Origin of the sequence: Nocardiopsis sp. NRRL B-16309 (genome assembly GCF_001279585.1) — a bacterium.
In the GTDB taxonomy this organism is placed as follows: Bacteria; Actinomycetota; Actinomycetes; order Streptosporangiales; family Streptosporangiaceae; genus Nocardiopsis.
The window spans coordinates 37,915-63,421 of the sequence record NZ_LGEC01000067.1 but is presented as its reverse complement, the minus strand read 5'-3'; the positions used below and the strand labels follow the sequence as shown (position 1 = coordinate 63,421).

The window sequence follows — 25,507 nt, the reverse complement described above, 5'->3', positions numbered from 1 at the left end:
CCCGGACCCGCCCGGCGTCCTACAGGAGGCCGGCGCCCACCCGGCGCGGCAGCCCGCGGACGGCCCAGACCGGCTGGACGCGCTGGACGTACTCCGGCGTCCAGGTCTGCTCGGTGCCCAGGGCCCGGTCCGGGTACAGCTCGTTGTGCTCGGCGACCAGGTCGACCGTGCTCATCCGGCCGCGGCCCTCGTACATGACGGCGTTGCCGCGCGCCACCAGGTCCGTCCCGCCCCAGTTGTAGACGATCTCACCGGCGCCGATGCCGTCGTGCAGGTCGAAGACGTTGTTCTCCGCGACCAGCTGGGACTCCTTGCCCGCCCCGAGGGCGTACTGGTAGAGGTCTCCGGCCAGCGTGTAGTGGTTGTTGTAGACGTGGACCTGGCCGAAGCGCACGCGCGGCGCCCGCTGGCCGAGGCCGTCGAAGTGGTTGTGGTGGTACGTGATCCGCAGGTGGCCGCGGTCCGTCGTGCGGCCGTCGCTGTTGCCCACGATCATCGCCTTGTCCCGCTCCACGAAGTGGTTGTAGGACACGGTCACCAGGTCCGACTCCCGCACGATGTCCAGCAGGGCGTCGTGCATCTCGTACTTGCTGCCGAAGTACTCCGGCAGCTCGCTGCCCGGGTTCTCACCGTCGTCGAACGTGTTGTGGTCCACCCACACGTTGGTCGACCCGGAGATCTCGATGTTGTCGTACTCGGAGTTCCAGTTGCCGGTGTTGCCGTCCTTGGGGTCCCAGCCGGGGAAGCAGTCGTAGGCGTCGGAGAAGGTCAGGTTGCGCAGGATGACGTTCTCGGCGTCGTTGACTCGCAGGTTGATCCCGGTCAGCTCGGAGTCGTCGTCCGCGCCGACCAGGGTGGTGTTGGATCCGACGTCGACCCGGATCTGCTCGGCCTGGACGTCCTGGGAAGCCGCCCGCGCCTCCTCCAGCGGGCCCTCGGGGTCGTCCCAGCCCCACACGTCGGGGTGGTACGTGGCGAGGTAGTCCTCCTGGGTGTAGCCGTCGACGGCGTAGTCGGCGCAGCTGATCGCCGACCCGTCGGGGGCGGTGTTGCCGTCGATCAGGCCCTCGACGACCACGATCCGCGGCCGGTCGTCGTCGCGCGGGCCGACCGCGGCGCGCAGTTCCTCCAACGTGGCCACGTGGACCACGTCCTCACCCGCCGCCGCGGAGCCGCCGGTGGTGCCGTCGCCGGCCGAGCCCCAGCCGTCGCCGTCGGCGAGCACCTGGCGGGTGATGTCGCGGGGGTGGTGGTCGCGGTCGGCGGGCGCCGCGTGCGCGGTGGTGGCGGCGGTCGCGGTCAGCGCCACGGCCATGGTCAGGGTCAGGGGTAGGGCCAGTCTTCGCATGATCGAATCACTCCGGTTGGGGGATCAGTCCGGGCCGGATGGCACCCGTACTGCAAACGTTTGCACGAAGATGCCCCGAAACCCGGCACCCCGTCAACCCCTTCGTCATATGATCGTCATGGAAAGACCCGGAAAACTGCACTAGCATCCCTGTCAAAGGACAATTCGGACAGGGGGTCACCACAGCTGACTTTCAGCAACCGATTGCTGTGGCCGTAGGATCAGCACCAGACTCGACTGTAGAAACGGAGGTCGCGGGTGGCCGTGACCATCAGGGACGTCGCCCGTGCCAGCGGCGTCCATGTCTCCACCGTCTCGCGGACCTTCTCCGCGGCGCACCTGGTCAACGCACAGACGCGCACGCGCGTGCTGGCAGCGGCCGACGAACTCGGCTACCGCCCCAACCGCGCCGCGCGCGCCCTGTCCACCCGGCGCACCGGCAACCTCGGGCTCATCGTCGCCGACATCGCCAACCCGTTCTTCCCCCCGCTGATCAAGGCGGCCCAGTCCCAGGCGCGGGCCCGCGACTACCACGTCTTCGTCGCCGACACCGACGAGCAGGCGCGCGTGGAGGAGGAACTCGTCCGGTCCATGGCCAAGCAGGTCGACGGCGCCCTGCTCGTCGCGCCCCGTCTGAGCAACAGGCTGATCGCCGAACTCGGCCGCGACGTCCCGTTCGTCCTCGTCAACCGGCGGGTCAGCGGCCTGCCGGGCGTCCTCATGGACGTCGCCGCGGGTGCCCGCCAGGCCGTGGAGCACCTGGCCGGGCTGGGCCACCGGGAGGTCGCCGTGCTCACCGGCCCGCGCGCCTCGTGGACCAGTCAGGAGATGGTGCGCGCCGCCGAGGCGTGCGCCGGCGAGCACGGGGTGCGGCTGCACCGGATCGGCCCCAACCCGCCCACGGAGGAGGGTGGAGCCGCGTCCGCCGACGAGGTGGTCTCCAGCGGTGTGAGCGCGGTGCTGGCCTACAACGACATGGTCGCGGTGGGGCTCATCCAGCAGGTGGAGCGGCTCGGGCTGACGGTCCCCGCCGACCTCAGCGTGGTCGGCGTCGACAACACCCACGCCGCCCGGTACTTCCGCCCGGCCCTGACGACCGTGGACATGCCCGTCGCGGCGGCCGGGCGCGGCGCCATCGACCTCCTGCTCCAGGCCGTGACCACCGGGGAGTCACCCGGCACGGTGTCCCTGGACACCCGTCTGGTCGTGCGGGACTCCACCGCCCGGCGGTGAGCCTCCCCTGGGCCCGGGCCCAGGGCGGCCCAGGTCAGGGCCCGTCCCGGTTCAGCCGGGCCGGGCCCCGCCCCGGTCAGGCGTAGCTGTGCAGGCCGCTGAAGACGTAGTTCACCGCGAAGAAGTTGAACATGACGGTGGCGAAGCCCAGAACGTTGATCCACGTGGCCTTGGGCCCCCGCCACCCGCCGGTCGCGCGGGCGTGCAGGTAGGCGGCGTAGACCACCCAGGAGATGAACGACCACACCTCCTTGGGGTCCCAGCCCCAGAAGCGGCCCCATGCCTCGTCCGCCCAGATCGCGCCGGCGATGATGCCGAAGGTCCACAGCGGGAACGCGAACAGGATGAACCGGTGCGAGATGCGGTCGAGCAGTTCCGGGCTGGGCAGGCGGCCCGCGATGCCGGCGACCTTCTCCCCCAGCGCCCGCCTGGCCTCGGCGCGGTGGGAGACGAGGTAGGTGATCCCCGTGACTCCGGAGACCATGAACGCCCCGCCCGCGATGATCAGCGCGGTGACGTGGATCGGCACCCAGTAGGAGTGCAGGGCGGGGATGAGCGGGCCCGGGTCGACGTACAGCCACCGCACGCCGATGCCCAGCAGGACCAGGACGGGAACGAGCACGAAGGCGCCGAGGAAGCGCGCCTGGTACCGGAACGAGGCGAACAGCAGGCCGCCGACGGCGATCAGGCACAGCGCCACGATGAACTCGAACATGTTGCCCCACGGCCAGCGCCCGGCCGCCAGGCCCCGCGAGACGATCTGCGCCACGCTCAGCGCGAAGCCCAGGACCGTCACGCCCAGCGCGATCCGGCCCATCATGCTCCGGGGCGCCTTGGCCTCGCCCTCGGTACTGCGGACGTTCACCTCGATCCCCGCGTCGTCGGCCCCCGTGTCGCCGCCCTCACGGCCGCCGACGGCCACCGGCATCAGCCGGCCCGCCTTCAGGCTGGTGCGGCGCCCGTAGGCGGCCTCGATCGCGAAGAGGAACAGCGCGGCCGCGTAGGCGACGATCATCGCGATGATGAGCGTGTCACTGGCCGAGGCCATCGCCTCGTTCACCGGTGCGGCGAGTGTGTACGTCACCGGTCACTCCTTCTCGTCAGGGGTGGCGCCGCCGGTGTCGGCCCGAAGCCGCCCGGCCAGTCGCGTGGTCAGTTCGTGGAACTCGGCGTTGTCGCCGGCCGCCTCCGTCTTGCCGAGCCCGGCCACCTCCACGCCGGTGCGGCCGTCCGCACCGCGGGTCGCGCGCACCCACACGCGCCGGGGGCGCACGAAGAGGGTGATGAGCAGCCCGGCGACCGCGAGCGTCGCCGCGGTCAGCGCCGGGAGCCGCGCGCCGTCCCGGTTGCTCTGGAGGCTGACGTACTCCTTGACGCCGGAGAAGGTGATCGATCCGGCCCCGTCGGGCAGCTCCCAGGTGTCGCCGACCTCCAGCGCGGGCGACTCCCCGAGCTCCTCCATGCCCTCGGTGTTCAGCTGGTAGACCGACTGCGGGTCGATCATCCCGAGGTCGCCCTGGTAGCCCTGCAGCGTCACGGCGGGGTTCTCCGCGCCCGGGTAGGTCGAGACCAGCTCACCCGCCTGGTTCTCCTCCGCGGTGGGCAGGAACACCCCGACGAAGCCGAGCTGCTCTCCCCCCGTGTCGGGCACCTTGACCACGCCGTCGGAGGTGAAGGTCGCCGTCTCGCGGTACAGGAAGGGGACGGCCTGGTCGAAGACGACGTCGCCCTCGGCGTCGCGGACGACGAACTCCGGGGCGTACCCGTGGCCCAGCAGGTAGACCTGGACGCCGTCCACGGTCAGCGGGTGGTTGACCTCCAGCCGGTGCCGCTCCTCCTCCGCCTCCGGGGACTCCGTGTACGTCAGGTCGGCGACGTAGGAGGACGCCTGGCCGCGCAGGTCGCCGTCCTCGATGAACGACGCCTCGAAGTCGTCCAGGTGGAACGTGAAGGGCTCCAGCCGGTCGGTGTCGGTCCAGTGGCCGGGGTAGATGGCGTCGTAGGACGGGAGCGTGTTGGCGAACCCGTCGCCCTCCACCACCAGCATGTTGCCGCGGTAGCCGAAGAACGCCCCGGCGGCCAGGGCCAGCAGCAGGCCCAGCAGCGCGAGGTGGAACAGGACGTTGCCGGCCTCGCGCAGGTAGCCGGTCTCGCTGGACAGGGAGTCGCCGTAGCGCTCGATCCGGTAGCCCTTGAGGACGCCGCGCGCCCGCTCCAGGACGGCCTCGGGCTCGGCGTCGGTGCTGAAGCGCGCCGCGTAGGGCATCCGGCCCAGGTGGCGCGGCGTGCGCACCGGACGCGCGCGCACGGCGCGGGCGTGGGCCAGCGCGCGCGGCAGGACGCAGCCCGCCAGCGAGACGAAGAGCAGCAGGTAGATCGCCGCGTACCAGGGCGAGGAGAACACGTCGAAGAGGAAGAACCGGTCCAGCCAGGGGGCCAGCTCCGGGTGCTCCTGGTAGTAGGTGGTGACCTCGTCGACGCTCACCACGTTCTGGGGCAGGATCGACCCGGGGATCGCGCCCACCGCGAGCAGGAACAGCAGGATCAGCGCCGTGCGCATGGAGGTCAGGATCCGCCACGCCCAGCGCGCCCAGCCGACGACTCCCAGTCCCCTGGGCGGCGCGGACGGCTCGGCCGCGTTGTCGTCCGTGGCGGTTCCGGTCTGTGCGGTCGTCATCAGATCACCGTCTGGTAGTCGGCGGCCCATCCCTGCATGGCGATGGTCAGCTGCGTCCACAGGCCGGTGACCATGGCCAGTCCGACGAGGACGAGCATGGCGCCGCCGACCACCGTCACCGCGCGGGTGTGGTTCCTGAGCCAGGAGAAGGCGCCGAGCGCGCGCCGGTAGAGCAGTGAGGCGAGCACGAAGGGCAGGCCCAGCCCGACACAGTACGCGAGCGAGAGCAGCATGCCGCGGCCGGCGCCGCCCTCGACGAAGGCCAGGGTCTGGACGGCGGCGAGCGTCGGACCGATGCAGGGGGTCCACCCGAGCCCGAACAGGACGCCGAGGAGCGGTGCTCCGGCGAGTCCGGCGCGGGGCAGCCGGTGGATGCGGAACTCGCGGGCGAAGCCCGGCAGGACGCCAATGAAGGCCAGGCCCAGCACGATGGTGAGGAGCCCGAGGATCCGGGTGACGGGCTCGGTGTAGTCGATGAGGAGGTCGCCGAGCCAGCCGATGAAGCCGCCGACCGCGACGAAGACCAGGGTGAAGCCGGCGATGAACAGGGCGCTGCCGGCGACCATGGTCCAGCGGCGCGCGGCCAGTTCGGTGTCGACGTCGACGGCGGTCGCCGTGGCGGTGCCGCCGCCCGCCGCCGCGCGTGCGCGCATGTCGGCGCCGCTCATCCCGGTCACGTAGGAGAGGTAGCCGGGCACCAGCGGCAGGACGCACGGGGAGAGGAAGGAGACGAGCCCCGCGGCCAGGGCCAGGGGCAGGGCGAGCAGCAGGGAGCCGGACAGGACGGTCGTGCCGATGGGGTCCATCAGTCGGAGTCCCCGTTCCCGTCGCCGTCGTCGGTGCCGTCACCGTCGCCGTCGGCGCCCTCGGCGGGTTCCTCGGACGCCCCGGGCTCCCCGGCCCCCTCCGACGCCTCCGAGTCGGCCCCGTCCTCGTTCTCCGCGGCCTCCTGTTCGGCCACCCGCGGCCGCTCCTCGGGGTCGCCGAGGTCGAACTCGACCACCACCGGGTTCAGCAGCTCCGTGAGCTGGCCGTAGGTCGTGGGGCCGATCACACGCGCGGCGATCCGTCCCTCGGGATCGATGATCAGCGTGCTGGGGATGGAGCGGGGCGGCACGGTGTCGCGGAAGGCCTGCGGGACCTCGCCGGGCTGGTCGTACAGGCTCGGGTAGGGGATCTCCTGGTGCTCGGCGTAGGCCTGGGCGGCCGTCTCGTCGTCCTTGATGTTCACGCCCAGGAAGTCCACGCCCAGGTCGGCGTACTCGGCGTGGACCTCGTCCAGGACCGGCTGCTCGGCCCGGCAGGGGCCGCACCAGCTCGCCCAGACGTTGAGCACGACGATCTCGCCCAGGTAGTCGCTCAGCGCGACCTCGTCGCCGTCCAGGGTGGTGCCGGAGACCTCGGGCGCCTCGACCCGGTCGGCGCCCTCGAAGACGGTGGAGCTGCCGTCACCGGAGATGAACCGGTCGTCGGCGCCGCTGTTCTGGATCTCGTTGCCGCCGGCGCAGCCGGACAGCGCGAGCACGGCCGCGAGGGCAAGGGCGCACCACACGCGGCCCATCGCCGTCGGGCGTGCCGATCGGAGCCGCGGGCCGGCACTGGTACTGGGCATCGAGGGGACCTCGCGAAACAGGGCGTGAACAGGGCGGACCACAACAACGACAAAGTGTAGTAGATGCCCTGGAGACCCTTCGGCCGCCCCGTCGCTCCGACCATGGCAGGCGCGAGCGAGGCGGCGTCAGGCGAGGTGGAACGCCTCTGACGTCAGCAGACCGGGGGCCCGGCGTGTCGCCCGGCCCCGGTCGGCCCAGCCCTGATCAACCAGCCTCGACGAAGGCTTCGCGGAGGTAGTCGTGCACGGCTCGTTCGGGAACCCGGTAGGAACGCCCCACGCGAATCGCGGGGAGAACTCCCGAGTGCACCATTCGGTAAACGGTCATCTTGGACACACGCATGATCGTGGCGACCTCGGCCACGGTCAGGAACCTGACCTCTTCGAGAGGCGGCTTACTCGCGTTCATCTTCCGACGCCCTCATTTCCCGGACGTGAGCATTGTCTACCGGTCAGCCCAGCGTGGAGCCGAAAGAAGAGCGACCCCGGTCTTGCCCGTCCCTACGCCACGCCGGCGTGTCATGCTGTCACTACTGACACGTCCGTTTTCAGAGTAGGGCCGAGTTCCCTGGAGCGAAAGCCTGTTTGTACTGTCTTCGGGGATATACGGTGCCGACGGGGCGGATGAGGTTTAAAGGTGGGTATAAATGGTCGGCCCTGCTCACATGAGACCCGCGCGCGCCATGACGTACTGGCGTAGCGGCACATAGTCCTCGGTCAGATATCCGTCGTCCAAAGGCACGGTGACCAGCAATTTTCCTTCGTGTTCGGCGAGGAAGAGAGCCGGGTCGTTGGAGTCGGCGAAGCCCATCGTGGGCACTCCCGCCTCCCCCGCCGCACCCGCGAAACCGTGGTCGGCGATGACCAACTGCGGCCACGCCCGCCCCCGCTCGGCGAGGTCGGCGAGGATGGCCCGCATCGCGAAGGGGTGGTGGCTGTGGCGGGACAGGTGCCCGTCCGTGACGATGGCGACATCGTCCTTCCACACCACGATCCGCCGGTTGGGCGGGCGCTCGGTGGTCACCTCGTAGGAGTAGCCGCCCGCCGCGGTGACGACCTCGCAGCCGCGCGCGGCCAGCGCGTCCTTCCACGCCCGGTAGGTCTCCCGGAGCTTGGTGGGGTGTCCGGTGGCGAACATGACGCGTTCGCGGCGCTCGGCGGCCAGGGCCAGGCGGTCGGCGAAGGCCTCCAGGGCGTCCACGGTGAGGTCGGGGTCGATGGTGTCGATCCCCCACACGTACTCCTCGTCGCCGACCACGCCGCAGCGCTTGTTCATCAGCGCGAGGACCTCGGAGAAGGTCCAGTCGTGGGCGAAGGTGAGGCCGAACTGGTGGTAGGGGTCCTTCTGGACCAGGCGCCGGTAGTGCCGCAGGTTGTTCTGGCGCGGGGTGTCGACGTGCCCCGCGATCCCCGTGCGAACCAGATAGGTGATGAGCTCAGCGCGTGTCGGCGGCGTCACCGGCGTTCCCCTTCCTCGTCTGCGCAGCGAGCGTGCGCCACGCCGTGCGTCCACCACGACGCCTGCTCCTGTTCGCCCGGTATTCAACCTCTTCCTACCCGCTGGACGCGCGCCACGCGCAATCCCGGTGAATTCACCGATGGAGGAGGTCAGAGGCTGGGATCGATCCCATGGCTGGGGAAGACGGCGGTCCGCGTCGCGTTGATCGCCCGGTCGACGGGGTCGCCGGGGTCGTAGCCCTCCTCGAAGGGGGAGAAGGAGACCTCGCGTCCGTCGGTCATGTACAGCGGGGCCGTCTCGCCGGTGCGCCGGCGCACGAAGTCCCGCCAGCTCTGCGGGGTCTCGGAGTCGGGGTCGATGGGCGCGCCCGCGGCCTCGGCGAGCAGGTGGGTCCAGGCGCGCGGCACGACGTGCACGAGCCCGTATCCGCCGCCGCCGAAGAGCAGCCACCGGCCGCCCGCGGTCTTCTGCGCCAGCCGGTGCAGTTCGGCGTAGGCACGGCGCTGGCCGTCGATGCTGAGCGTGAGGTTGGCCAGGGGGTCGAGGGCGTGGGTGTCACAGCCCTGCTGGGTCACGAGGATCTCGGGCTGGAACTCGTGCAGCAGCGACGGCACGACGGCGTCGAAGGCCCGGTGCCAGCCGGTGTCGCCGGTGCCGGCGGGCAGGGCGACGTTGACCGCGTAGCCCTCGGCGCCGGGACCACCGGTCTCGGAGGCCTGCCCGGTCCCGGGGAAGAGGGTCGCCGGGGACTCGTGGAGGCTGATGGTGAGCACGCGCGGGTCGTCGTAGAAGGCGCGCTGGACGCCGTCCCCGTGGTGGACGTCGACGTCGACGTAGGCGATCCGCTTGGCCCCCTGTTCCAGGAGCCAGGCGATGGCCAGGGCGGGGTCGTTGTAGACGCAGAAGCCCCACGCGTTGCCGCGCATGGCGTGGTGCAGGCCGCCGGCGATGTTCGCGGCGTGTGAGGCCTCGCCCGTCCACACCGCCTTCGCCGCGGCCACGGACGCCCCCGAGATCAGGGCGGCGGCGTCGTGCATGTCGGGGAAGACCGGGTTGTCGGCGGTGCCGAGCATGTGGGCGTCGTCGGGTTCGAGGGTCTTGCCCGCCCGCTTGACCGCCTCGATGTAGGAGGGGTCGTGCACGAGCGAGAGCAGCTCGTCCGAGGCGGGTTCGACGTCGAGCAACTCGACTCCCGGCGCGTCCAGGACGCCGAGGTCACGGCTGAGGGCCATGGTGAGCTCGACGCGGATCGGCGCCATCGGATGCTGGGGCCCGAAGTCGTAGGCGGTCAGTCCGTCGTCCCATGCCACCCGAAGCGAGCAGGACGTGCGCCCTCCCATGTGGTGACCCCCGTTCCAGGTGTGCGTGCTCAGAAGCACACAGTACGCAAGACGGGCCCGCTGGCCGAAACCCGGGGTCGGCCCGGTGCGGGTGGCCCCGCACCGGGCCGGTGGCGTCAGTCGTTCGACATCACGTAGAAGCAGGACTCCTGCTTGTACCCGGCGTTCATGTCGACCGTCCCGTGCAGGGGCCTGGACCGGAACAGGCCGGAGCCGGCGGAGGTGAGCAGGAGCCGGTACTCGCCCGGGTCCAGCTCGACCGTCATCCTGTCCCCGTCGTCGAAGCAGGAGTTGCCGGTGGGCGGCGAGCTGTACTCCTCGCAGTCCTCGCACGCGTCCGTGGTGACCTCGCCGTGGACGCCGTCCGGGCCGACGTAGAGGAACCGCATCTCGTACGGGGAGTTGTTGACGACCTCGATGACCGCCTTGTCGTTGCCGCTGTCGCCGGTGCGCTCGTCGCCCCAGTCGTTCTCGCCGAGGGCGGTGAGGGTGTCCATCTCCTCCTCGATGTGGGCGGCGCCGACGTGGCGGACCAGGTCCTCGACGTCGTCGGCCTCGTAGTCGGGGTACTCCGCGGTGAGGAAGTCGGTCATGGTCTCGGCCGTGGTGGCGTCACCGCCGTCGACCTCCGCCCAGCCGCACTGGCGCGCGGACTCGGGGTACTCCGCCTCGATGCGCTCGGTGACCTCGGGGGCCGCGTCCCATTCGAGGCCCTGGAAGAGGGCGATCTGCTCGTGGGCGGTGCACCACAGCTCGTCGCCGTAGTCGCTGGTGCCGGCGTCGTAGAGGTCGACCAGGGCGCCGGGGACCTCGCCCGCGGCGGCGGTGCCGTCGTAGTCCCGCGGGATCACGGTGTAGATCTCGTGGGCGCGCTGGAGGTTCTCGCGGTACTCGTCGTTGACCACACCCGTGTAGCCCTCGACCGCGGACTGCGTGAGGCCCTCGGCGAAGGACAGGTGGATGTCGGCGACCTCGCCGTCGGTGTCCTCCCACCGCGCGGCGTGGTGGTCGAAGTAGGTGGCGTAGGAGTCCAGCGCCTGCTCGTACTCCTCGCCGTCGACGTCGGCCTGCGCGGTCTCCAGGAGCTCGCACGCCGCGATCCCGTCCCGCGACCGCTGCATCAGGGAGGGGGAGAGGGAGAGCTGGAAGCCGCCGCCCACGCGCTCGTAGGTGGTGACGGCGCTGTCGCAGTCCCCGCGCGCGTGCGCGGCGTCGGCCACGCGCAGCTGCCACTCGCCGACCTGCCACACGCTGAGCAGGGAGGCGGCGACGGCGAGGGCGAGCCCGCCAGCGGCCAGGAACGGCATGGGGTTCTTCGGGAGCTGTTCACCGCGGGCCACGGCCCGCTCGTCGCGGGCGCGGCCGGCGAAGAGGCCGTGCGCGGCCGCCGCCGCGAACCACACGAGGAAGATCGGCAGCCAGAGCAGGAGGTTGTCGGCCGCGCCGATGACGGCCGCCGTGACGAGCAGGCCGACCGTGATGATGACGGCGCCCGCGAAGAAGGGCCACTGGCGCAGGTAGAAGTAGCCCGCGCCCAGGCCGGAGGCGTTCAGGGCGGCGGCGCGGATCGCGGACGGGGACGTGAGGATGCCCATGCGCGGCGGGCGGGGCGGGGGCGGCGGCGCGCCGAACTGCCCGGGCGGCATCCCGCCCGGAGGCATCCCGCCGGGGGGCGGGCCGGGAGGCATTCCGCCCGGAGGCATTCCGCCCGGAGGCATTCCGCCGGGAGGTGTACCCGGGGGCATCCCGCCGGGGGGCGGCCCCTGGGGCGGCCCGCCCTGGAACTGGCCCGGAACACCACCCACCGGGGTACCGCCCTGCGGCTGGCCCGGGAAACCGCCCGACGGCGGCCCGCCCTGGAACTGACCCGGAACACCACCCGCCGGGGTACCGCCCTGCGGCTGGCCCGGGAAACCGCCCGACTGCGGTCCACCCTGGAACTGACCCGGAACACCACCCGCCGGGGTACCGTCCTGCGGCTGGCCCGGGAAACCGCCCGACTGCGGTCCACCCTGGAACTGACCCGGAACACCACCCGCCGGGGTACCGTCCTGCGGCTGGCCCGGGAAACCGCCCGCCGGGGTGCCGTCGGCGGGGGTGCCGTCAGGGGAAGGGCCTCCCTGTGGCTCTTGTGGATCGGAAGGGGAAGGAGGATTCGTCATGGAGGACCCTGGGTCAGATGGGGAATGGGAGAGACGCGGGGACGAGGATGCACGGGCGGTATCCGGCAGAGCACCCCCTATGCACAGTACCCACCCGGTTCCGTACGGATTTCCCCACCCCGCGTCCGATCCCGGCCATCAACCGAACGGCCCCGGCAAGCATCCAAGGCACCGACCTGGGGCGCGGGGCCCCGGCAGAGGTCGCTCCGCGCGCCCGCGGTGCGCGGCGGCGGGGATCAGCTCCCCGAGAGCTCCCGGCTGCGGTCGCGCGCGGCCTCGATCGCGTCGGTGAACGCGGTGCGCACGCCGTGCCGCTCCAGCTCCCGCAGGGCGGCGGCCGTGGTCCCGCCCGGCGAGGTCACGGCCTCGCGCAGCACGACCGGGTGCTCACCGGACTCGGCGAGCATCGCGGCGGCGCCCGTGATCGTCTGCCCAACGAGCTTCTGCGCGGTGGCGCGCGGCATCCCCATCGCGACGCCGGCCTCGATCATCGTCTCCGCGATGAAGTAGAAGTAGGCGGGTCCGCTCCCGGAGATCGCGGTCACCGTGTCCATGTGCTGTTCGCCGACCCGGATGACCTCGCCGACCGTCCCGAGCAGCTGCTCGGCGCGGTCCAGGTGCGTGGCGCCGGTGTGGGCACCGCCCGCAACCGCCGTCATCCCCTGGCCCATGAGCGCCGGGGTGTTGGGCATGGCCCGAACGACCGGCACGCCCGCGGGCAGGTGGCTCTCCATCACCGCGGTGGTGAGTCCGGCCGCGACCGAGATCACCAGGCGGTCGGTGCCCACGTGCGGACCGATCTCGTCGAGGAGGGCGAGCATGTCCTGCGGCTTGAGCGCCAGGAGCAGGGTGTCGGCCCGCTTGGCGGCGTCCTGGGCCGGGACCACCTCGACCCCGTACTGCCGGCGCAGCTCCCGGGCGTGCTCCACCCGCGGCTCCGTGACGAGGACGTCCCCCGGCGCGTGGCCCTTGGCCAGCATTCCGGCGAGCAGGGCCTCGCCCATCTTCCCGGCACCGATGATCGCGATCATGAAGGGTCCTCTCTGCGGTTCACCCCCAACGCTAACGGCCCCGGGGTCCCGCGCGGACACCGCGTCCCACCCTGTGGACGGTCAGTCGCCGCGGCCCGCGTTCCCCCCGCCGCCGGGCCCCTCTCCCCCGTTGACGGGACCGGTGTCGTCCACCGTGCCGCGGCGGTCCACCTCGAACAGGTGGGGGCGCGCGGCCGACGGGCGGCGCAGCAGTCCGATGCGCTCCCGGCGGTCGAGGGAGGCGTGCTCCGGTCCGGTGGGCCGGGCGAAGTGCAACCGGGTGAAGGCCAGTGCCTCGGCCAGCTCCCGCAGGCGCGCCTGGCGGTCCGGGGCCTTGCGGGTGCTCACCTCCAGCACCAGCTGTCCCTCGTATCCCCCCGTGGCCAGGTGTTCCAGCAGTTCGGCGACCGGTTGGCGACCGCGCCCGGGGATGAGGTGCTCGTCGAGGTTCTGGCCGCCGAAGCCGTCGGCCACGTGGACGTGGGACAGCCGGTCGCCCAGCCGTTTGGCCATGTCCATGGCGTCGGAGCCGGACATCGCGGTGTGGGAGAGGTCCAGGGTGACGTCGGGGTAGTCACGGTCGAGCGGGTTCCAGCTCGGCGCGTAGGGCACCACCTCGCGGTCGCGCACCCGCACCGGGTACATGTTCTCCACCGCGAAGACGACGTCGGTCTCCTCCTGCATGCGCGCGACGCCGGTCTCGAACTCGCGGGCGTACTCGCGCTGCCAGCGGAAGGCCGGGTGGACGACGATCGTCGAGGCGCCGAGGGCCTCGGCCATCTCCTTGGACCGCACGAGCTTGCCCCAGGGCTCCCGCCCCCAGACCCGCTGGGTGAGGACGAGGCAGGGCGAGTGGACGGCCGTCACCGGCACGCCGTGGTAGTCCGACAGGCGGCGCAGGAGGTCGATGTCCTGGCTGGCGGGGTCGGAGGAGACCAACACCTCCACGCCGTCGTACCCCAGCTTCGCCGCGATCTCGAAGGCGGCCGGGGTCTTCTCCGGGTAGACCGACGCTGACGACAGGACGACGGGTGCGTCTGGGACCTGGATAGGGCTCACGGGACCCAGACTATGCGCTCACGTCCCCTTCGTGCCTACCGCCCGCGCGAACCCGGCGCGCCGCCGCGTGTCGAGTACGTTCGTCCGAGGACACGGCGGTGGGCGGGGAGTACGGACGTGGCACGAGGTACGGGTGTGATCCCCCAGGACGCGATTCCCAGTCCGAACATCTGGCGGAATCCGCGCACGTACGAGCTGGAGAACGAGGCCGTGGACCCCGACGGGGTGCTCACGGCGGCGATGGACCGGATCCGCCCGGTCGACGGTGCCCACGTCCTGGACATCGGCTGCGGTACCGGGTACCACCTGCCCGGGTTCGCCGCACGTGCCGGGCGGGTGACCGGCGTGGAGCCGCACCCGGGGCTCGCGGAGTCCGCGCGCGCCCGGGTGCGGGGCCTGGACCACGTCCGGGTCGTGGCCGGGACGGCCCAGCGGCTGCCCGTCCCCGACTCCGTCGTCGAGGTCGCGCACGCCCGCTGGGCCTACTTCTTCGGGCCCGGCTGTGAGCCCGGCCTGGTCGAACTGGATCGGGTGATGCGCCGTGGCGGGGTCGCGTTCGTCATCGACAACGACGCGACGCGCTCCACGTTCGGCGCGTGGTTCCGGCGGTCGCTGCCGGGGTACGACCCGGCCGCCGTGGAACGGTTCTGGTCCTCACACGGGTTCACCCGTGAGGCGTTGATGATGCGCTGGTCCTTCACCGACCGCCGCGCCTTCGAGGCGGTCGTGCGGATCGAGTTCCCCTCCGCTCTCGCCGCCGAGATCATCGGGGCGCACCACGGGCTGTCGGTCGACTACGCGGTCAACCTGTGGTGGAAGCGGTACTGAGGCCGTGGTCAGGGGCGCGGCCGGGGTCAGAGCCGGACCGCTCCGGCGAGGTTGTAGCGGTTCACGGCCCGTTCGCCGATGCGGCGGCCGGAGCTCGGGGCGTCGATCATGCGACCGTCGCCGAGGTAGATGGCCACGTGGTAGGCGTAGCCGCCGCTGTCGGTCCAGTAGAGGAGGTCGCCGCGCTCGGCCCTGGAGTAGGAGACGCGAGTCCCCGAGTTCACCTGGTCCTGCGCGATCCGGGGCAGGCGCACCCCGGCTTCGCGGAAGGACGCCTGGACGAGTCCGGAGCAGTCGAAGGAGTCGGGTCCGGTGCCGCCCCAGGCGTAGGGCTTGCCCGCGTGGGACTCGGCGGCGTCGATGGCCCTCTCGACGGTCGAGGTGGACAGCGCCTGGTGGATCCGCTCCCCCCGCTCCGCGTGACCGGCCGAGGGCGCGGCCGCGGGCACCGTGGAGGCGGTGGCGGCCGGCTGCGCCAGGGCCGGAGCCGTTCCGGCGGCCAGGGCCGCGACGACGGCCAGCGCCACGGCCGCCGCGCGTGGACCGGACCGGCCGACGGGCGAGGCCTGCCGCCCCCTGTCGGTGGGACGACAGGCCTCAGTTCGCTCGCACTCTCGCTGTGTTCGCATGACAGGGTTCCCCTTCATGGTGACGTCAGGTGACGAGTCCCGCGCCCGTGGCGGGCACCGGCCTCGCGCTCATCCATCACCATTCGTCACACAAACAGCAAGAGAAATCACTCTCCGTAGTCTAATCGGTATCCAAAGAAGGTAAAGCCTGGTTGAAGTAAACGGACAAACCAGGCCGCACCTCGCATCCGGCCACCTCCGCGGATCGCTCTCCGTCACATCCGAGCGTCACACTGAGTCACACACGGGCGTCGCGCTGGGTCACGTCCGAGCGTCGCACTCGGTCACCGTCCCGACGTCATCGGCGGCGTCACACGTCGGCTGGCGTCACACGTCGGCCGGGGCGACACCGAGTTCGTCCAGGACCCGGTCGGCCGTGACCGCCATGCCCGCCTCGTTGGGGTGGACGGGGAAGGCCGTGTTCTCCGGCACCACGCCCTCGACCCACCTGTCCCCGGCCGGCTCGCACACGTCGTGGCCGCGTTCGAGGACGTCGACGTAGACCGCCCCGGCCGCTGCGGCCTCCTCCGCGATCATCGTGTTGAGCGAGGTCTGCAGCGCGTCCAGGTAGGCGACGTCGCCGCGCGCGACCGGCATGGTCGGCCAGCAGCCGCCGCTCTCGGGCAGGATCTGCAGGTAGCCGACCGCGAGCACGGTCGCGTCGGGGCTGCGCTCGCCGACCTCCGCGTACACCTGGGCGACGTCCCCGCGGAGTTCCTCCACGCGGTCGTCCAGGGTGTCGCCGTAGTCGTCGGCGCACGGGCTCCCGAACGGGTTCGTCAGGCTCAGCTTCGCGCACCGCACGAAGATCTCGGAGAAACCGAGGTCGTTGCCGGAGATCCCGACACTCACCAGGTCGGTCTCCGGGGTGAGCGCGTCGTACTGCGGCGGGACGTCGGTCAGGCCCTCGTGCTGGGGCTCGCTCAGGTCGGCGATGACCGCGCCCGAGCAGCTGGCGTCGGTGAACTCGGCCACGCCGAGCGCGTCGGCGACCAGCCGGGGGTAGTTGACGCCGGACCGCAGGCACCGGGGGTCGGATCCGGGCGCGTTCGGCGGGATCAGCGGACCCGCGGTGAAGGAGTCGCCGAGGGCCACGTAGTGCTCGAAGGCGGCCTCCCCGGCCTCGGCCGCGGCGGGCGCCTGGACCAGGGACAGGCCCAGCGCCGCCGCGGCCAGCGGGACGAGGGTGCGGCGCACGGGGTGCGCGGGGCGGGAGACGGAGCGGGTGTGGGGGACGGCATCGGTACGGGACACGCGGTTTCCTCTCAGGGAGCGCAGGGCGACGGGAAGCGGGGGCGCACACGCCCTGTAGTGATTCTGTAACACGACCTACGGGTCGACCGCCCTAACCCGTAGGTAACTTTCACGTGTCCGGTCGTCCCACGACCGTCACCGCCCGGGTTCCCGCCGAGGCCGCACCGCCTGTCGGCTCCGACCGCTACCGTGGCGACCATGGCCAAAGCAGCGAAGTCCACGTTCCGGTGCTCCGACTGCGGGTGGAGCACCCTCAAGTGGGTGGGACGCTGCGGTGAGTGCCAGGCCTGGGGCACGGTCGAGGAGGCCGGAGCCCCGGCCGCCGCCTCCGTGGCCGCCGCGCCCGTCACCTCCCGCGCGCGGCCCATCACCGAGATCAGCGTGGAGAGCGCCGAGGCGGTCCCCACCGGCGTCGACGAACTCGACCGCGTCCTGGGCGGCGGCGCGGTGCCCGGCGGCGTGGTCCTGCTCGCGGGCGAACCCGGCGTGGGCAAGTCGACCCTGCTCCTGGAGGTCGCCGCCAAACGCGCCGCCGAGGGGCCCGTCCTGTACGTGACCGGTGAGGAGTCCGCCGGCCAGGTCCGGCTGCGCGCCGAGCGGCTGAACGCGCTCTCGGACAAGCTCTACCTGGCCGCCGAGACCTCCATCGCCTCCCTGGTCAGCCATGTGGACGAGGTCGCTCCGCGGCTGCTGGTGGTCGACTCGGTGCAGACCATGGTCTCCCCCGACGCCACGGGCGTGCCGGGCGGCGTCACCCAGGTACGGCAGGTCGCGGGCGCGCTGATCCAGATCGCCAAGGAGCGCGGCATCGCCACCGTCCTGGTCGGCCACGTCACCAAGGACGGGTCCATCGCCGGCCCGCGCATGCTGGAGCACCTGGTGGACGTGGTGCTGCACTTCGAGGGCGAGCGCCACTCACAGCTGCGCCTGCTGCGCGCGGTGAAGAACCGGTACGGGCCCACGGACGAGATCGGCGTGTTCGAGCTGACCGAGTCCGGCATCGTCGGTCTGCCCGACCCCAGCGGCCTCTTCCTCACCGAGCGCACGGACCCGGTGCCGGGCACCTGTGTCACGGTGACGCTGGAGGGACGCCGCCCGCTCATCACCGAGGTGCAGGCCCTGGTCGCCCCCACGCCCCTGCCCGCGCCGCGTCGCGCCACCTCGGGCCTGGACACCTCGCGCGTGAACATGATCCTGGCGGTCCTGGAGAAGCGCACGGGGATGCGGCTGGCCAACATGGACGTCTACGCCTCCACGGTGGGCGGGGTGCGCCTGGGCGAGCCCGCCGTCGACCTCGCCCTGGCGCTGGCCGCGGCGAGCTCCAACAACGACGTCGCCCTGCCGCGCGGCTTCATCGCCGTCGGCGAGGTCGGCCTGGCCGGGGACGTGCGCGCGGTCAACGGGGTGCGCCGCCGTGTCGCCGAGGCCCAGCGCCTGGGGTTCACCGAGGCGGTCGTCCCCAAGCACTTCGGGGACCCCGTTCCGGGGATCCGCACACAGGAGGTGGAGGAACTGAGCGAGGCGCTGGTCCGGGTGGCACGGCGGCGCGGACGCTCCCAGGAGGGATGAGGACGGCGCGGCGCCTCCCCCACGGCTGGGCCGCACGGACGCCCAGGACGGACGGGAAGGCGCGGACGGGAAGGCGCGGACGCCCCCGCGCCCGCGCCCGGCACCGCTTCCCGGGCCCGGCCCGGCAAGCGGTCAGAAGTCGAAGATCGGACCCTTGGCACTGGTCAACCGGCACCTGTTGCCGAACACCTCGGAGTACTCCTCCGCGCCCGAGACCGTGACCTCGTGCGGCAGGTACTCCAGCGTGCAGATGCCGCCGGGGTCGACCATGACCGCCTCGACGGACCCGGCCTCGGCGATCAGCTCGCAGGCCTGTGCGGCGTTCGGGTGGGAGCCTCCGGCCGTCTCCCCGCAGGTGAGCGTGGCCTCTCGCGGCGCCTGCGCCTGGCCGACGGCCAGCTGCAGGGTGTAGTGGGCGGCGGTTCCGGTGTCGTAGGCCTGCGCGGGGGCGGCGAGCCCCAGGGCGAGCACGGCGGCGGTTCCGGTGACGATGGCGACCGAACGTCTCACGAGTGTTCTCCAGCACGTCGATGGGCTGTGGGACACAACGAAGCGTAAGGACCGAGTGACCCACTGTCCAGACGGGGAAGCATCGCAAACTAGACATATGCCGCCTATTACGGCCATTCACATGGGCATTCGGAAAGAAAAATTCTTCTTTACCGAACAGTCAGCTCACAAATCGGCCTCTCGACCGAACAACGCGGGCCTCCCGCCGGGACGCACGCGACGACCCCGCCGCGTGGACGGGGTCGTGGGTCCGCTCGCGCGGGACGGGCTCAGGCCTTGAGCTGGAACACCAGCTGGTCGGGGTCCCCGGCGTAGTCGCCGTGCAGGTTCGCCCGGTACCAGCCGACGGCCGCCGCGCGGCTGTCGTCGCGGCAGTCCGTGAACGAGCGCATCCGCTCCCAGGTGATCGTGTACTCGTGCGGCACGCCCCGCCTGAGCTGGCGCTCCTCGGCGGAGGAGCCCTCCACGCAGTCCGCGGTCGAGAAGATCCGGTCGTCACCGGAGTGGATGCGCAGCTCCAGGGCCTCGGGGCCGACGTCGACCGTGCAGGTCTGCTCGGCGGTGTTCACCACGGTGATCCGGAAACCGGGCTCCTCGCCGCCGCCGTAGGTCTCCTTGTCCGCGGAGGCGAAGTCGAAGCTCACCACGACGTCCTGGGGGCGGCAGGGGTCCTCGGGGCGCTCGGGAGCGGCGACGTCGCCGGAGCCGCCACCGGACCCGCCTTCGGAATCCGACCCGGAGCCGGAACCGCCTTCGTCCTCGTCCCCCTCGCCGTCACCGGAGTCCTCCCCGTCACCGTCCGCCTCGGCGTCCTCACCGTCCTCAGATCCCTCACTTTCGGCGTCGGAGGGCTCGGCGGATGGGACACTGGGGGTGACCTCCTCCGAAGGCTCGACGCCCGCTTCGGATCGGCTCGGATCGCCGTCGTCCCCGGACGAGGGACGGCAGGCGAACGCGATCACCGCGAACACCAGCATCATCCCGACCAGCACGAAGGCACGCCGCTTCCAGTAGGTCTCGCGGCTGACGGCTCCTGGTTGTCCGGTACTTGACGCCATGGGCCGTAGTATTGCGGTTTTGCACGCGCCCCACCTACTCAACCCGCCGATATCCGTTAAAGATGAGCGAAAACCCTTACAGCACAGCCGTTCTCGCCTGGTACGAGGCGCACGCGCGCGACCTTCCGTGGCGTGCTCCCGACGCCTCCCCCTGGTCGATCCTCGTCAGCGAGATCATGCTCCAGCAGACCCCCGTCGTGCGGGTCCTGCCCGCCTGGCGGGCCTGGATGGAACGCTGGCCCACCCCCGCCCACCTGGCCAAAGAGCCCTCCGGCGAGGCCGTGCGCATGTGGAACCGCCTCGGCTACCCGCGCCGCGCGCTGCGCCTGCACGCGTGCGCCGTGGCCATCACCGAGCAGCACGGCGGCAGCGTCCCCGACGACCACGCCGCCCTGCTCGCCCTGCCCGGGGTCGGCGCCTACACCGCGGCGGCCGTGGCGAGCTTCGCCTTCGGACAGCGGCACGCCATTCTGGACACCAACGTTCGCCGTGTCCTGGCGAGGGCCGAAACAGGGATCCAGTACCCGCCGAAAACCCAGACCAAGGCGGAGACGGCCCTCGCCGAGTCCCTGCTGCCGGCCGAGGCCTCGGTCGCCGCGCGCTGGGGCGTGGCCGTGATGGAGCTGGGCGCGCTCGTGTGCACCGCCCGGACCCCCGCGTGCGCGGACTGCCCCATCGCCCACGCGTGCGCCTGGAAGGCGGCCGGCCGCCCCGCCCACGACGGCCCGCCCCGGCGCGGCCAGACCTACGAGGGCACTGACCGCCAGGTGCGGGGACGGCTGCTGGCCGTCCTGCGGGCCTCCGCCGACCCGGTCGCCAAGGACGCGTTGGACACCGTCTGGGACGACGGTGTCCAGCGCGAGCGCGCGCTGGACGCCCTGGTCTCCGACGGCCTCGTGGACCCCCTGGACGACGGCCGCTACGCCCTCCCCGGATACGCCTAGGGAGTGTTTTGGCTTTCGGGTGAGCGAGCGGTCGCCAGGCCATCTCTCGCACGACGATGTGCGAAGTTCAGCCCGGTGGTGCTTCACGAGCGCAGAGGCGCTGCGAGAGGCAGCCTGGCGGCCGCGAGCCCGGAATGCCGCAAAAAACACGACCTAGCCTTCCGAAGCGGCCACCTCCCTGTGGCCCCGAAGAGGTGGCGGGGAAACGCCATCGCCTGTGCCCAGGGTGTCGGAGGCGCACACGCGGGGACGCGAGGAACCCGGGCTGGGGCAGACCCCTAGAGACCGGCCTCGAACTCCGCTCCGGTCCCGGAGTGACCGCCGCTGCACGGCGCGCCGGGCTCGGGGGTCCGCTCCCCCTGCGTGTACTCGGCCAGGAACCGGGACAGACGCGGATCGTCGACGCCGTCCAGCGGAAGCTGGACCTCCCAGGCGGACGCCACCACGGGGGTCTCCACCCCCTCCATGGGGCTGATCAGCAGGTAGTCCCCGGGCGAGTACAGGTCGGCCAGCGCCTGCACGTCCGACTCCGGGAGCGCGGGGTCGTAGCCGATCCACACGGCGCCGTGCTCCAGCGAGTGCACCCCGAACTCCGCGCGCAGCGGTTCGTCGTAGACCCCGCAGTCCTGCCAGCGGGGGTAGTGCTCCCCGCCCACCGGCGGGAGGTCCCCGTCGTAGTCGACCGTCTCGCCCTCCTCGACATGGTCCCTGGAGAGCTCGTCGTAGAACCGGACGCCCTCGATCTCACCCCCGGCGAGGCCCCCGCCGCCTCCGACACCCCCGTCGGTGCGCGTCATGACGTACGCGACGCCTCCGCCGACCACGAGCAGCAGGAGCAGGACCACCGCGCCGACGACCAGGGCGATGACACCTCCCCCGCCCTTCTTCTTCGGGGCGGGCGGCGGCGCGTGGTGGCCGTAGGGGCCCTGCGGCGGCCCGCCGTGGGGCCCGCCGGGGCCGTGCGGTCCCGGCGGCGGGCCGCCCGCGGGAGCACCGCCGTACTGTGCTCCGGGCGGCGGCCCGCCCTGGGCGGGCCCGTGCTGGCCGGGCGGCTGCGGGCCGCCGTACGGGCCGGGGTACTGGGGTCCGGGGTACCGGGGACCGGGCCCGTGCGGCCCCTGGGGGTGGGGTTCCTGAGGTGAGGTCATGCCCGCAGATTAGGCCATCCCGGCCCGGCGTCCGTTCGCTCGCCCGTGCCGTCCGCCGCCCCCGCGCACACGACGGCGGGGCGCCCCCGAAGGGACGCCCCGCCGTACCACCGGGTCCGAACCGGGCTACTCGCTCTTGCCTGCGGCCGACTCCTCGACCGCGGGCGTGTCCGGGACCTCGGCCGGCTTGGGCACACCCTTGAAGGTGAACTTGGCGTCCGTGCCCTCACCCTCGGCGTCGATCACGACGATCTGACCGGCCTTGATGTCGCCGAAGAGGATCTTCTCCGACAGCTGGTCCTCGATCTCCCGCTGGATCGTGCGACGCAGCGGCCGCGCGCCCAGGACCGGGTCGAACCCGCGCTCCGCCAGCACCTTCTTGGCGGCGGGGCGCAGCTCGATCCCCATGTCCTTCTCCTTGAGGCGGGTGTCGAGCCCCGTGATCATCAGGTCGACGATCTGGAAGATCTCCTTCTCGGTCAGCTGGTGGAAGACGATGATGTCGTCCACACGGTTGAGGAACTCGGGCCGGAAGTTGGTCTTGAGCTCCTCGCTGACCTTGGCCTTCATCCGCTCGTAGTTGGTGTTGGCGTCGTCCTCCTTGGCGAAGCCCATGGCCACGCCCTTGGAGATGTCCCGCGTACCCAGGTTGGTCGTCATGATGATGACCGTGTTCTTGAAGTCGACGATGCGACCCTGGGCGTCGGTGAGACGACCCTCCTCCAGCACCTGCAGGAGCGAGTTGAAGATGTCGTTGTGGGCCTTCTCGATCTCGTCGAAGAGGACCACGGAGAACGGCTTGCGGCGCACCTTCTCGGTGAGCTGGCCGCCCTCCTCGTAGCCGACGTAGCCGGGCGGGGAGCCGAACAGCCGCGAGACGGTGTGCTTCTCCATGAACTCGGACATGTCCAGCTGGATCAGCGCGTCCTCGTCCCCGAACAGGAACTCGGCCAGCGTCTTGGACAGCTCGGTCTTACCGACACCGGACGGGCCGGCGAAGATGAACGAGCCACCCGGGCGCTTGGGGTCCTTCAGACCGGCGCGGGTACGGCGGATGGCCTGCGAGAGCGCCTTGATGGCGTCCTCCTGGCCGATGACCCGCCGGTGCAGCTCGTCCTCCATGCGCAGCAGCCGGGAGCTCTCCTCCTCGGTGAGCTTGAAGACCGGGATGCCGGTGGAGGCGGCCAGGACCTCGGCGATGAGCTCCTCGTCGACCTCGGCCACGACGTCCATGTCGCCGGCCTTCCACTCCTTCTCCCGCTGCGCCTTCTTGTTCAGCAGCTGCTTCTCGTCGTCACGCAGCGACGCGGCCTTCTCGAAGTCCTGCGCGTCGATCGCCGACTCCTTGTCGCGGCGCACGCCCGCGATCTTCTCGTCGAACTCGCGCAGGTCCGGCGGGGCGGTCATCCGGCGGATGCGCATCCGCGAGCCGGCCTCGTCGATCAGGTCGATGGCCTTGTCCGGCAGGAACCGGTCGCTGATGTAGCGGTCGGCCAGCTGCGCGGCGGCCACCAGCGCGCTGTCGGTGATCGAGACGCGGTGGTGGGCCTCGTACCGGTCGCGCAGACCCTTGAGGATCTCGATGGCGTGCGTGATCGTCGGCTCGTCCACCTGGATCGGCTGGAAGCGCCGCTCCAGGGCGGCGTCCTTCTCCAGGTACTTGCGGTACTCGTCCAGGGTGGTCGCACCGATGGTCTGCAGCTCACCGCGGGCCAGCATGGGCTTGAGGATGGAGGCGGCGTCTATGGCACCCTCCGCCGCGCCCGCGCCGACCAGCGTGTGCAGCTCGTCGATGAACAGGATGATGTCGCCGCGGGTGCGGATCTCCTTGAGCACCTTCTTCAGGCGTTCCTCGAAGTCACCGCGGTAGCGGCTGCCGGCGACCAGGGCGCCCAGGTCCAGCGTGTACAGCTGCTTGTCCTTGAGCGTCTCGGGGATCTCGCCCTTGACGATCTTCTGCGCCAGGCCCTCGACGACCGCGGTCTTACCGACGCCGGGCTCACCGATGAGGACCGGGTTGTTCTTGGTCCGCCGCGAGAGCACCTGCATGACGCGCTCGATTTCCTTGTCCCGGCCGATGACCGGGTCGAGCTTGCTCTCCCGGGCGGCCTGGGTCAGGTTGCGGCCGAACTGGTCCAGCACCAGCGACGTCGACGGGGTGGACTCCGAGGAGGCGCCGGTCGCCTGCGGCTCCTTGCCCTGGTAGCCGTGGAGCAACTGGATGACCTGCTGGCGGACCCGGTTCAGGTCGGCGCCGAGCTTCACGAGGACCTGGGCGGCCACGCCCTCGCCCTCGCGGATGAGGCCGAGCAGGATGTGCTCGGTCCCGATGTAGTTGTGGCCGAGCTGCAGCGCCTCGCGCAGCGACAGCTCCAGGACCTTCTTGGCACGCGGAGTGAACGGGATGTGCCCGGACGGAGCCTGCTGGCCCTGGCCGATGATCTCCTCAACCTGCTGCCGAACCGCTTCGAGGCTGATGCCAAGGCTCTCGAGGGCCTTGGCGGCGACGCCCTCACCCTCGTGGATGAGGCCGAGCAGGATGTGCTCCGTACCGATGTAGTTGTGGTTGAGCATCCTGGCCTCTTCCTGGGCCAGAACCACCACTCGCCGCGCGCGGTCGGTAAACCTCTCGAACATGTCTCGTCGCTCCTCTACAGAGCGGTCAGGCAGGGACGGTTCTCGCCGACCCAACTCTTCCGCATATCGGCCCCACAGGGATGTCAGCCCCCGGGGAGCACTGACGCACCGGCCGGTCGACAGGCTGCCGACCGGACGCGCCTCCGGCGTGGCCGACCTCGCGGCCGTCCGTGCCAGAGACTTTCCCCGACGATAGGGCGTTCACCCAACATCCAACTACCTAATGCGGCGTCAGATTTCCCTGTACGCCGAAGGCGAACGGCCCGGGACTCCCATCCATCACGGAGTTCCCGGGCCGCACGTGCGTAAGCCCGATTATCGGCTCTGAGCGAACATGGCCACCGGGGGCGTTCCCGCGAGCGCGGAGCGCCCCCGGTCGTTCTTCCGGCGCCTCCAGAACGAGGAAAGCCGGGAATGCCGCGTTGCCGGGCATCCGGCCCCGGTAGGGCGCATCGGTGCCGCGCCGGGGTCGGATGCCCGGCCCGTGCCGTCCGGGGTCTGGGGTATCCCCTTCATCCCTGTGTCACAGGGCCCGTGTGCGGGCCCGGGATGGTCGGGTCGAGGCAGACCCCCGGAGCCAAGGTCGATATTCGATCAAGACCTGACAACATTTCGGCGCCCTGGGGTCGGGAGCAAACCTAACCCTTGACCGCCTCATATTCGGCGACGATCGCCGCGGGGATACGCCCGCGCTCATTGACCGGCTTGCCGGCGGCCTTGGCCCACGCGCGAATCTCCGCGCTGCGCTCACGGCTGGGCGCATTCCGGCTGCCCCGGCGGGCGGTGCCGCGGGACGCCTTCGCGGGAGCCTTGCGGGCCGCCTCGACGAACGGAGTAAGGGCCTCGCGGAGCTTGGCAGCATTACCCGCGCTCAGGTCGATTTCGTACACGGAGCCGTCCAGACCGAACGTCACCGTCTCCTCGGCCTCGCCGCCGTCGAGGTCGTCGACCAGGAAAACCTGGACCTTCTGTGCCATGGAATCTTACCTTTCAGAAGAGCGGTGTCTCC

The 25,507-nt window shown here is 71.4% G+C and carries 22 protein-coding genes; 4 read left to right on the top strand and 18 right to left on the bottom strand.

The genetic code is table 11. From position 1 onward, the window contains the following. Nucleotides 1–19: 19 nt before the first annotated feature. Nucleotides 20–1,348 carry a polysaccharide lyase family 1 protein gene (locus tag ADL05_RS12020; protein WP_053617001.1) on the bottom strand — a complete coding sequence of 443 codons (1,329 nt, stop codon included), beginning with the start codon at nt 1,346–1,348 and terminating at the stop codon, nt 20–22. Nucleotides 1,349–1,606: 258 nt separating this feature from the next. Between ADL05_RS12020 and ADL05_RS12015 the strand changes: the two genes are divergently transcribed. Next, nucleotides 1,607–2,581, top strand: a complete 975-nt coding sequence (locus ADL05_RS12015; RefSeq protein ID WP_053617000.1) for a LacI family DNA-binding transcriptional regulator — start codon at nt 1,607–1,609, stop codon at nt 2,579–2,581. 76 nt (nt 2,582–2,657) lie between these two features. On the opposite strand, the gene ccsB is transcribed toward ADL05_RS12015, so the two are convergent. The 10 genes from ccsB to ADL05_RS11965 all read right to left on the bottom strand — a co-directional run bounded on the left by ccsB (nt 2,658) and on the right by ADL05_RS11965 (nt 13,921). After that, nucleotides 2,658–3,665, bottom strand: coding sequence for a c-type cytochrome biogenesis protein CcsB (ccsB, locus tag ADL05_RS12010; protein ID WP_053616999.1), 1,008 nt, complete (start codon nt 3,663–3,665; stop codon nt 2,658–2,660). A gap of 3 nt (nt 3,666–3,668) precedes the next feature. Then, a complete protein-coding gene (locus ADL05_RS12005) occupies nt 3,669–5,258 on the bottom strand; it encodes a cytochrome c biogenesis protein ResB (protein WP_053616998.1) in 1,590 nt (529 codons plus the stop codon). After that, complete coding sequence (locus ADL05_RS12000) at nt 5,258–6,064, bottom strand: cytochrome c biogenesis CcdA family protein (protein ID WP_053616997.1); 807 nt, start codon at nt 6,062–6,064, stop codon at nt 5,258–5,260. The genes ADL05_RS12005 and ADL05_RS12000 overlap by 1 nt, the downstream gene beginning before the upstream one ends. Further along, a complete protein-coding gene (locus ADL05_RS11995; protein WP_053616996.1) occupies nt 6,064–6,819 on the bottom strand; it encodes a TlpA disulfide reductase family protein in 756 nt (251 codons plus the stop codon). Before ADL05_RS11995 ends, ADL05_RS12000 begins: the two co-directional genes overlap by 1 nt. 256 nt (nt 6,820–7,075) lie before the next feature. Continuing rightward, nucleotides 7,076–7,279 carry a helix-turn-helix domain-containing protein gene (locus tag ADL05_RS11990; RefSeq protein WP_053616995.1) on the bottom strand — a complete coding sequence of 68 codons (204 nt, stop codon included), beginning with the start codon at nt 7,277–7,279 and terminating at the stop codon, nt 7,076–7,078. A 252-nt stretch (nt 7,280–7,531) separates the two neighbouring features. After that, nucleotides 7,532–8,329, bottom strand: coding sequence for a phosphatase (locus tag ADL05_RS11985; RefSeq protein ID WP_053616994.1), 798 nt, complete (start codon nt 8,327–8,329; stop codon nt 7,532–7,534). Nucleotides 8,330–8,478: 149 nt separating this feature from the next. After that, a complete protein-coding gene (locus ADL05_RS11980; RefSeq protein WP_053616993.1) occupies nt 8,479–9,639 on the bottom strand; it encodes an acetoin utilization protein AcuC in 1,161 nt (386 codons plus the stop codon). A 146-nt stretch (nt 9,640–9,785) separates the two neighbouring features. Next, nucleotides 9,786–11,315, bottom strand: a complete 1,530-nt coding sequence (locus ADL05_RS11975) for a hypothetical protein (RefSeq protein ID WP_053616992.1) — start codon at nt 11,313–11,315, stop codon at nt 9,786–9,788. A 752-nt stretch (nt 11,316–12,067) separates the two neighbouring features. Further along, the gene (gene proC / locus ADL05_RS11970) at nt 12,068–12,862 is read right to left on the bottom strand and encodes a pyrroline-5-carboxylate reductase (protein WP_053616991.1); all 795 of its coding nucleotides are present in this window, start codon (nt 12,860–12,862) and stop codon (nt 12,068–12,070) included. 81 nt (nt 12,863–12,943) lie between these two features. Further along, nucleotides 12,944–13,921: a sugar phosphate isomerase/epimerase gene (locus ADL05_RS11965; RefSeq protein WP_053616990.1), complete on the bottom strand. Its 978-nt coding sequence runs from the start codon at nt 13,919–13,921 to the stop codon at nt 12,944–12,946. 210 nt (nt 13,922–14,131) lie between these two features. Here ADL05_RS11965 and ADL05_RS11960 point away from each other — a divergent pair, with 210 nt between their 5' ends. After that, nucleotides 14,132–14,749: a class I SAM-dependent methyltransferase gene (locus ADL05_RS11960; protein WP_053617056.1), complete on the top strand. Its 618-nt coding sequence runs from the start codon at nt 14,132–14,134 to the stop codon at nt 14,747–14,749. A 26-nt stretch (nt 14,750–14,775) separates the two neighbouring features. Here the strand turns inward: ADL05_RS11960 and ADL05_RS11955 are convergent, their stop codons facing one another. Then, on the bottom strand, nt 14,776–15,378 hold the full coding sequence (locus ADL05_RS11955) for a C40 family peptidase (RefSeq protein ID WP_053616989.1): 603 nt from the start codon (nt 15,376–15,378) through the stop codon (nt 14,776–14,778). Between the two features lie 327 nt (nt 15,379–15,705). Beyond that, nucleotides 15,706–16,632 carry an SGNH/GDSL hydrolase family protein gene (locus tag ADL05_RS11950; RefSeq protein ID WP_053616988.1) on the bottom strand — a complete coding sequence of 309 codons (927 nt, stop codon included), beginning with the start codon at nt 16,630–16,632 and terminating at the stop codon, nt 15,706–15,708. A gap of 198 nt (nt 16,633–16,830) precedes the next feature. Here ADL05_RS11950 and radA point away from each other — a divergent pair, with 198 nt between their 5' ends. Then, nucleotides 16,831–18,201 carry a DNA repair protein RadA gene (radA, locus tag ADL05_RS11945; protein ID WP_082376329.1) on the top strand — a complete coding sequence of 457 codons (1,371 nt, stop codon included), beginning with the start codon at nt 16,831–16,833 and terminating at the stop codon, nt 18,199–18,201. A gap of 132 nt (nt 18,202–18,333) precedes the next feature. Here the strand turns inward: radA and ADL05_RS11940 are convergent, their stop codons facing one another. Next, entirely contained in the window at nt 18,334–18,711 is a 378-nt protein-coding gene (locus tag ADL05_RS11940) for an SSI family serine proteinase inhibitor (RefSeq protein ID WP_053616986.1), read from the bottom strand. Between the two features lie 269 nt (nt 18,712–18,980). After that, the gene (locus ADL05_RS11935; RefSeq protein WP_197285773.1) at nt 18,981–19,688 is read right to left on the bottom strand and encodes a hypothetical protein; all 708 of its coding nucleotides are present in this window, start codon (nt 19,686–19,688) and stop codon (nt 18,981–18,983) included. A gap of 143 nt (nt 19,689–19,831) precedes the next feature. On the opposite strand from ADL05_RS11935, the gene ADL05_RS11930 reads away from it, so the two are divergent. Beyond that, nucleotides 19,832–20,713: an A/G-specific adenine glycosylase gene (locus tag ADL05_RS11930; RefSeq protein WP_053616984.1), complete on the top strand. Its 882-nt coding sequence runs from the start codon at nt 19,832–19,834 to the stop codon at nt 20,711–20,713. A 278-nt stretch (nt 20,714–20,991) separates the two neighbouring features. On the opposite strand, the gene ADL05_RS29645 is transcribed toward ADL05_RS11930, so the two are convergent. From ADL05_RS29645 to ADL05_RS11915, 3 genes are all read right to left on the bottom strand, one after another. After that, entirely contained in the window at nt 20,992–21,861 is an 870-nt protein-coding gene (locus tag ADL05_RS29645) for a DUF3105 domain-containing protein (RefSeq protein ID WP_082376313.1), read from the bottom strand. Between the two features lie 126 nt (nt 21,862–21,987). After that, nucleotides 21,988–24,498: an ATP-dependent Clp protease ATP-binding subunit gene (locus tag ADL05_RS11920; RefSeq protein ID WP_082376311.1), complete on the bottom strand. Its 2,511-nt coding sequence runs from the start codon at nt 24,496–24,498 to the stop codon at nt 21,988–21,990. 638 nt (nt 24,499–25,136) lie between these two features. Further along, nucleotides 25,137–25,475, bottom strand: a complete 339-nt coding sequence (locus ADL05_RS11915; RefSeq protein WP_053616982.1) for an Lsr2 family protein — start codon at nt 25,473–25,475, stop codon at nt 25,137–25,139. Between the last annotated feature and the right edge of the window lie 32 nt (nt 25,476–25,507).

What these genes read in the sequence shown, in the direction of transcription:
- ADL05_RS12020 (WP_053617001.1), bottom strand. Translation starts at nt 1,348, where the DNA reads ATGCGAAGACTGGCCCTACCCCTGACCCTGACCATGGCCGTGGCGCTG.
- ADL05_RS11915 (WP_053616982.1), bottom strand. Translation starts at nt 25,475, where the DNA reads ATGGCACAGAAGGTCCAGGTTTTCCTGGTCGACGACCTCGACGGCGGC.
- ADL05_RS12000 (WP_053616997.1), bottom strand. Translation starts at nt 6,064, where the DNA reads ATGGACCCCATCGGCACGACCGTCCTGTCCGGCTCCCTGCTGCTCGCC.
- ADL05_RS29645 (WP_082376313.1), bottom strand. Translation starts at nt 21,861, where the DNA reads ATGACCTCACCTCAGGAACCCCACCCCCAGGGGCCGCACGGGCCCGGT.
- proC (WP_053616991.1), bottom strand. Translation starts at nt 12,862, where the DNA reads ATGATCGCGATCATCGGTGCCGGGAAGATGGGCGAGGCCCTGCTCGCC.
- ADL05_RS11930 (WP_053616984.1), top strand. Translation starts at nt 19,832, where the DNA reads ATGAGCGAAAACCCTTACAGCACAGCCGTTCTCGCCTGGTACGAGGCG.
- ADL05_RS11955 (WP_053616989.1), bottom strand. Translation starts at nt 15,378, where the DNA reads ATGCGAACACAGCGAGAGTGCGAGCGAACTGAGGCCTGTCGTCCCACC.
- ADL05_RS11990 (WP_053616995.1), bottom strand. Translation starts at nt 7,279, where the DNA reads ATGAACGCGAGTAAGCCGCCTCTCGAAGAGGTCAGGTTCCTGACCGTG.
- radA (WP_082376329.1), top strand. Translation starts at nt 16,831, where the DNA reads ATGGCCAAAGCAGCGAAGTCCACGTTCCGGTGCTCCGACTGCGGGTGG.
- ADL05_RS11995 (WP_053616996.1), bottom strand. Translation starts at nt 6,819, where the DNA reads ATGGGCCGCGTGTGGTGCGCCCTTGCCCTCGCGGCCGTGCTCGCGCTG.
- ADL05_RS11975 (WP_053616992.1), bottom strand. Translation starts at nt 11,315, where the DNA reads ATGCCGCCCGGGCAGTTCGGCGCGCCGCCGCCCCCGCCCCGCCCGCCG.
- ADL05_RS12005 (WP_053616998.1), bottom strand. Translation starts at nt 5,258, where the DNA reads ATGACGACCGCACAGACCGGAACCGCCACGGACGACAACGCGGCCGAG.
- ADL05_RS11935 (WP_197285773.1), bottom strand. Translation starts at nt 19,688, where the DNA reads ATGCTGGTGTTCGCGGTGATCGCGTTCGCCTGCCGTCCCTCGTCCGGG.
- ADL05_RS11920 (WP_082376311.1), bottom strand. Translation starts at nt 24,498, where the DNA reads ATGTTCGAGAGGTTTACCGACCGCGCGCGGCGAGTGGTGGTTCTGGCC.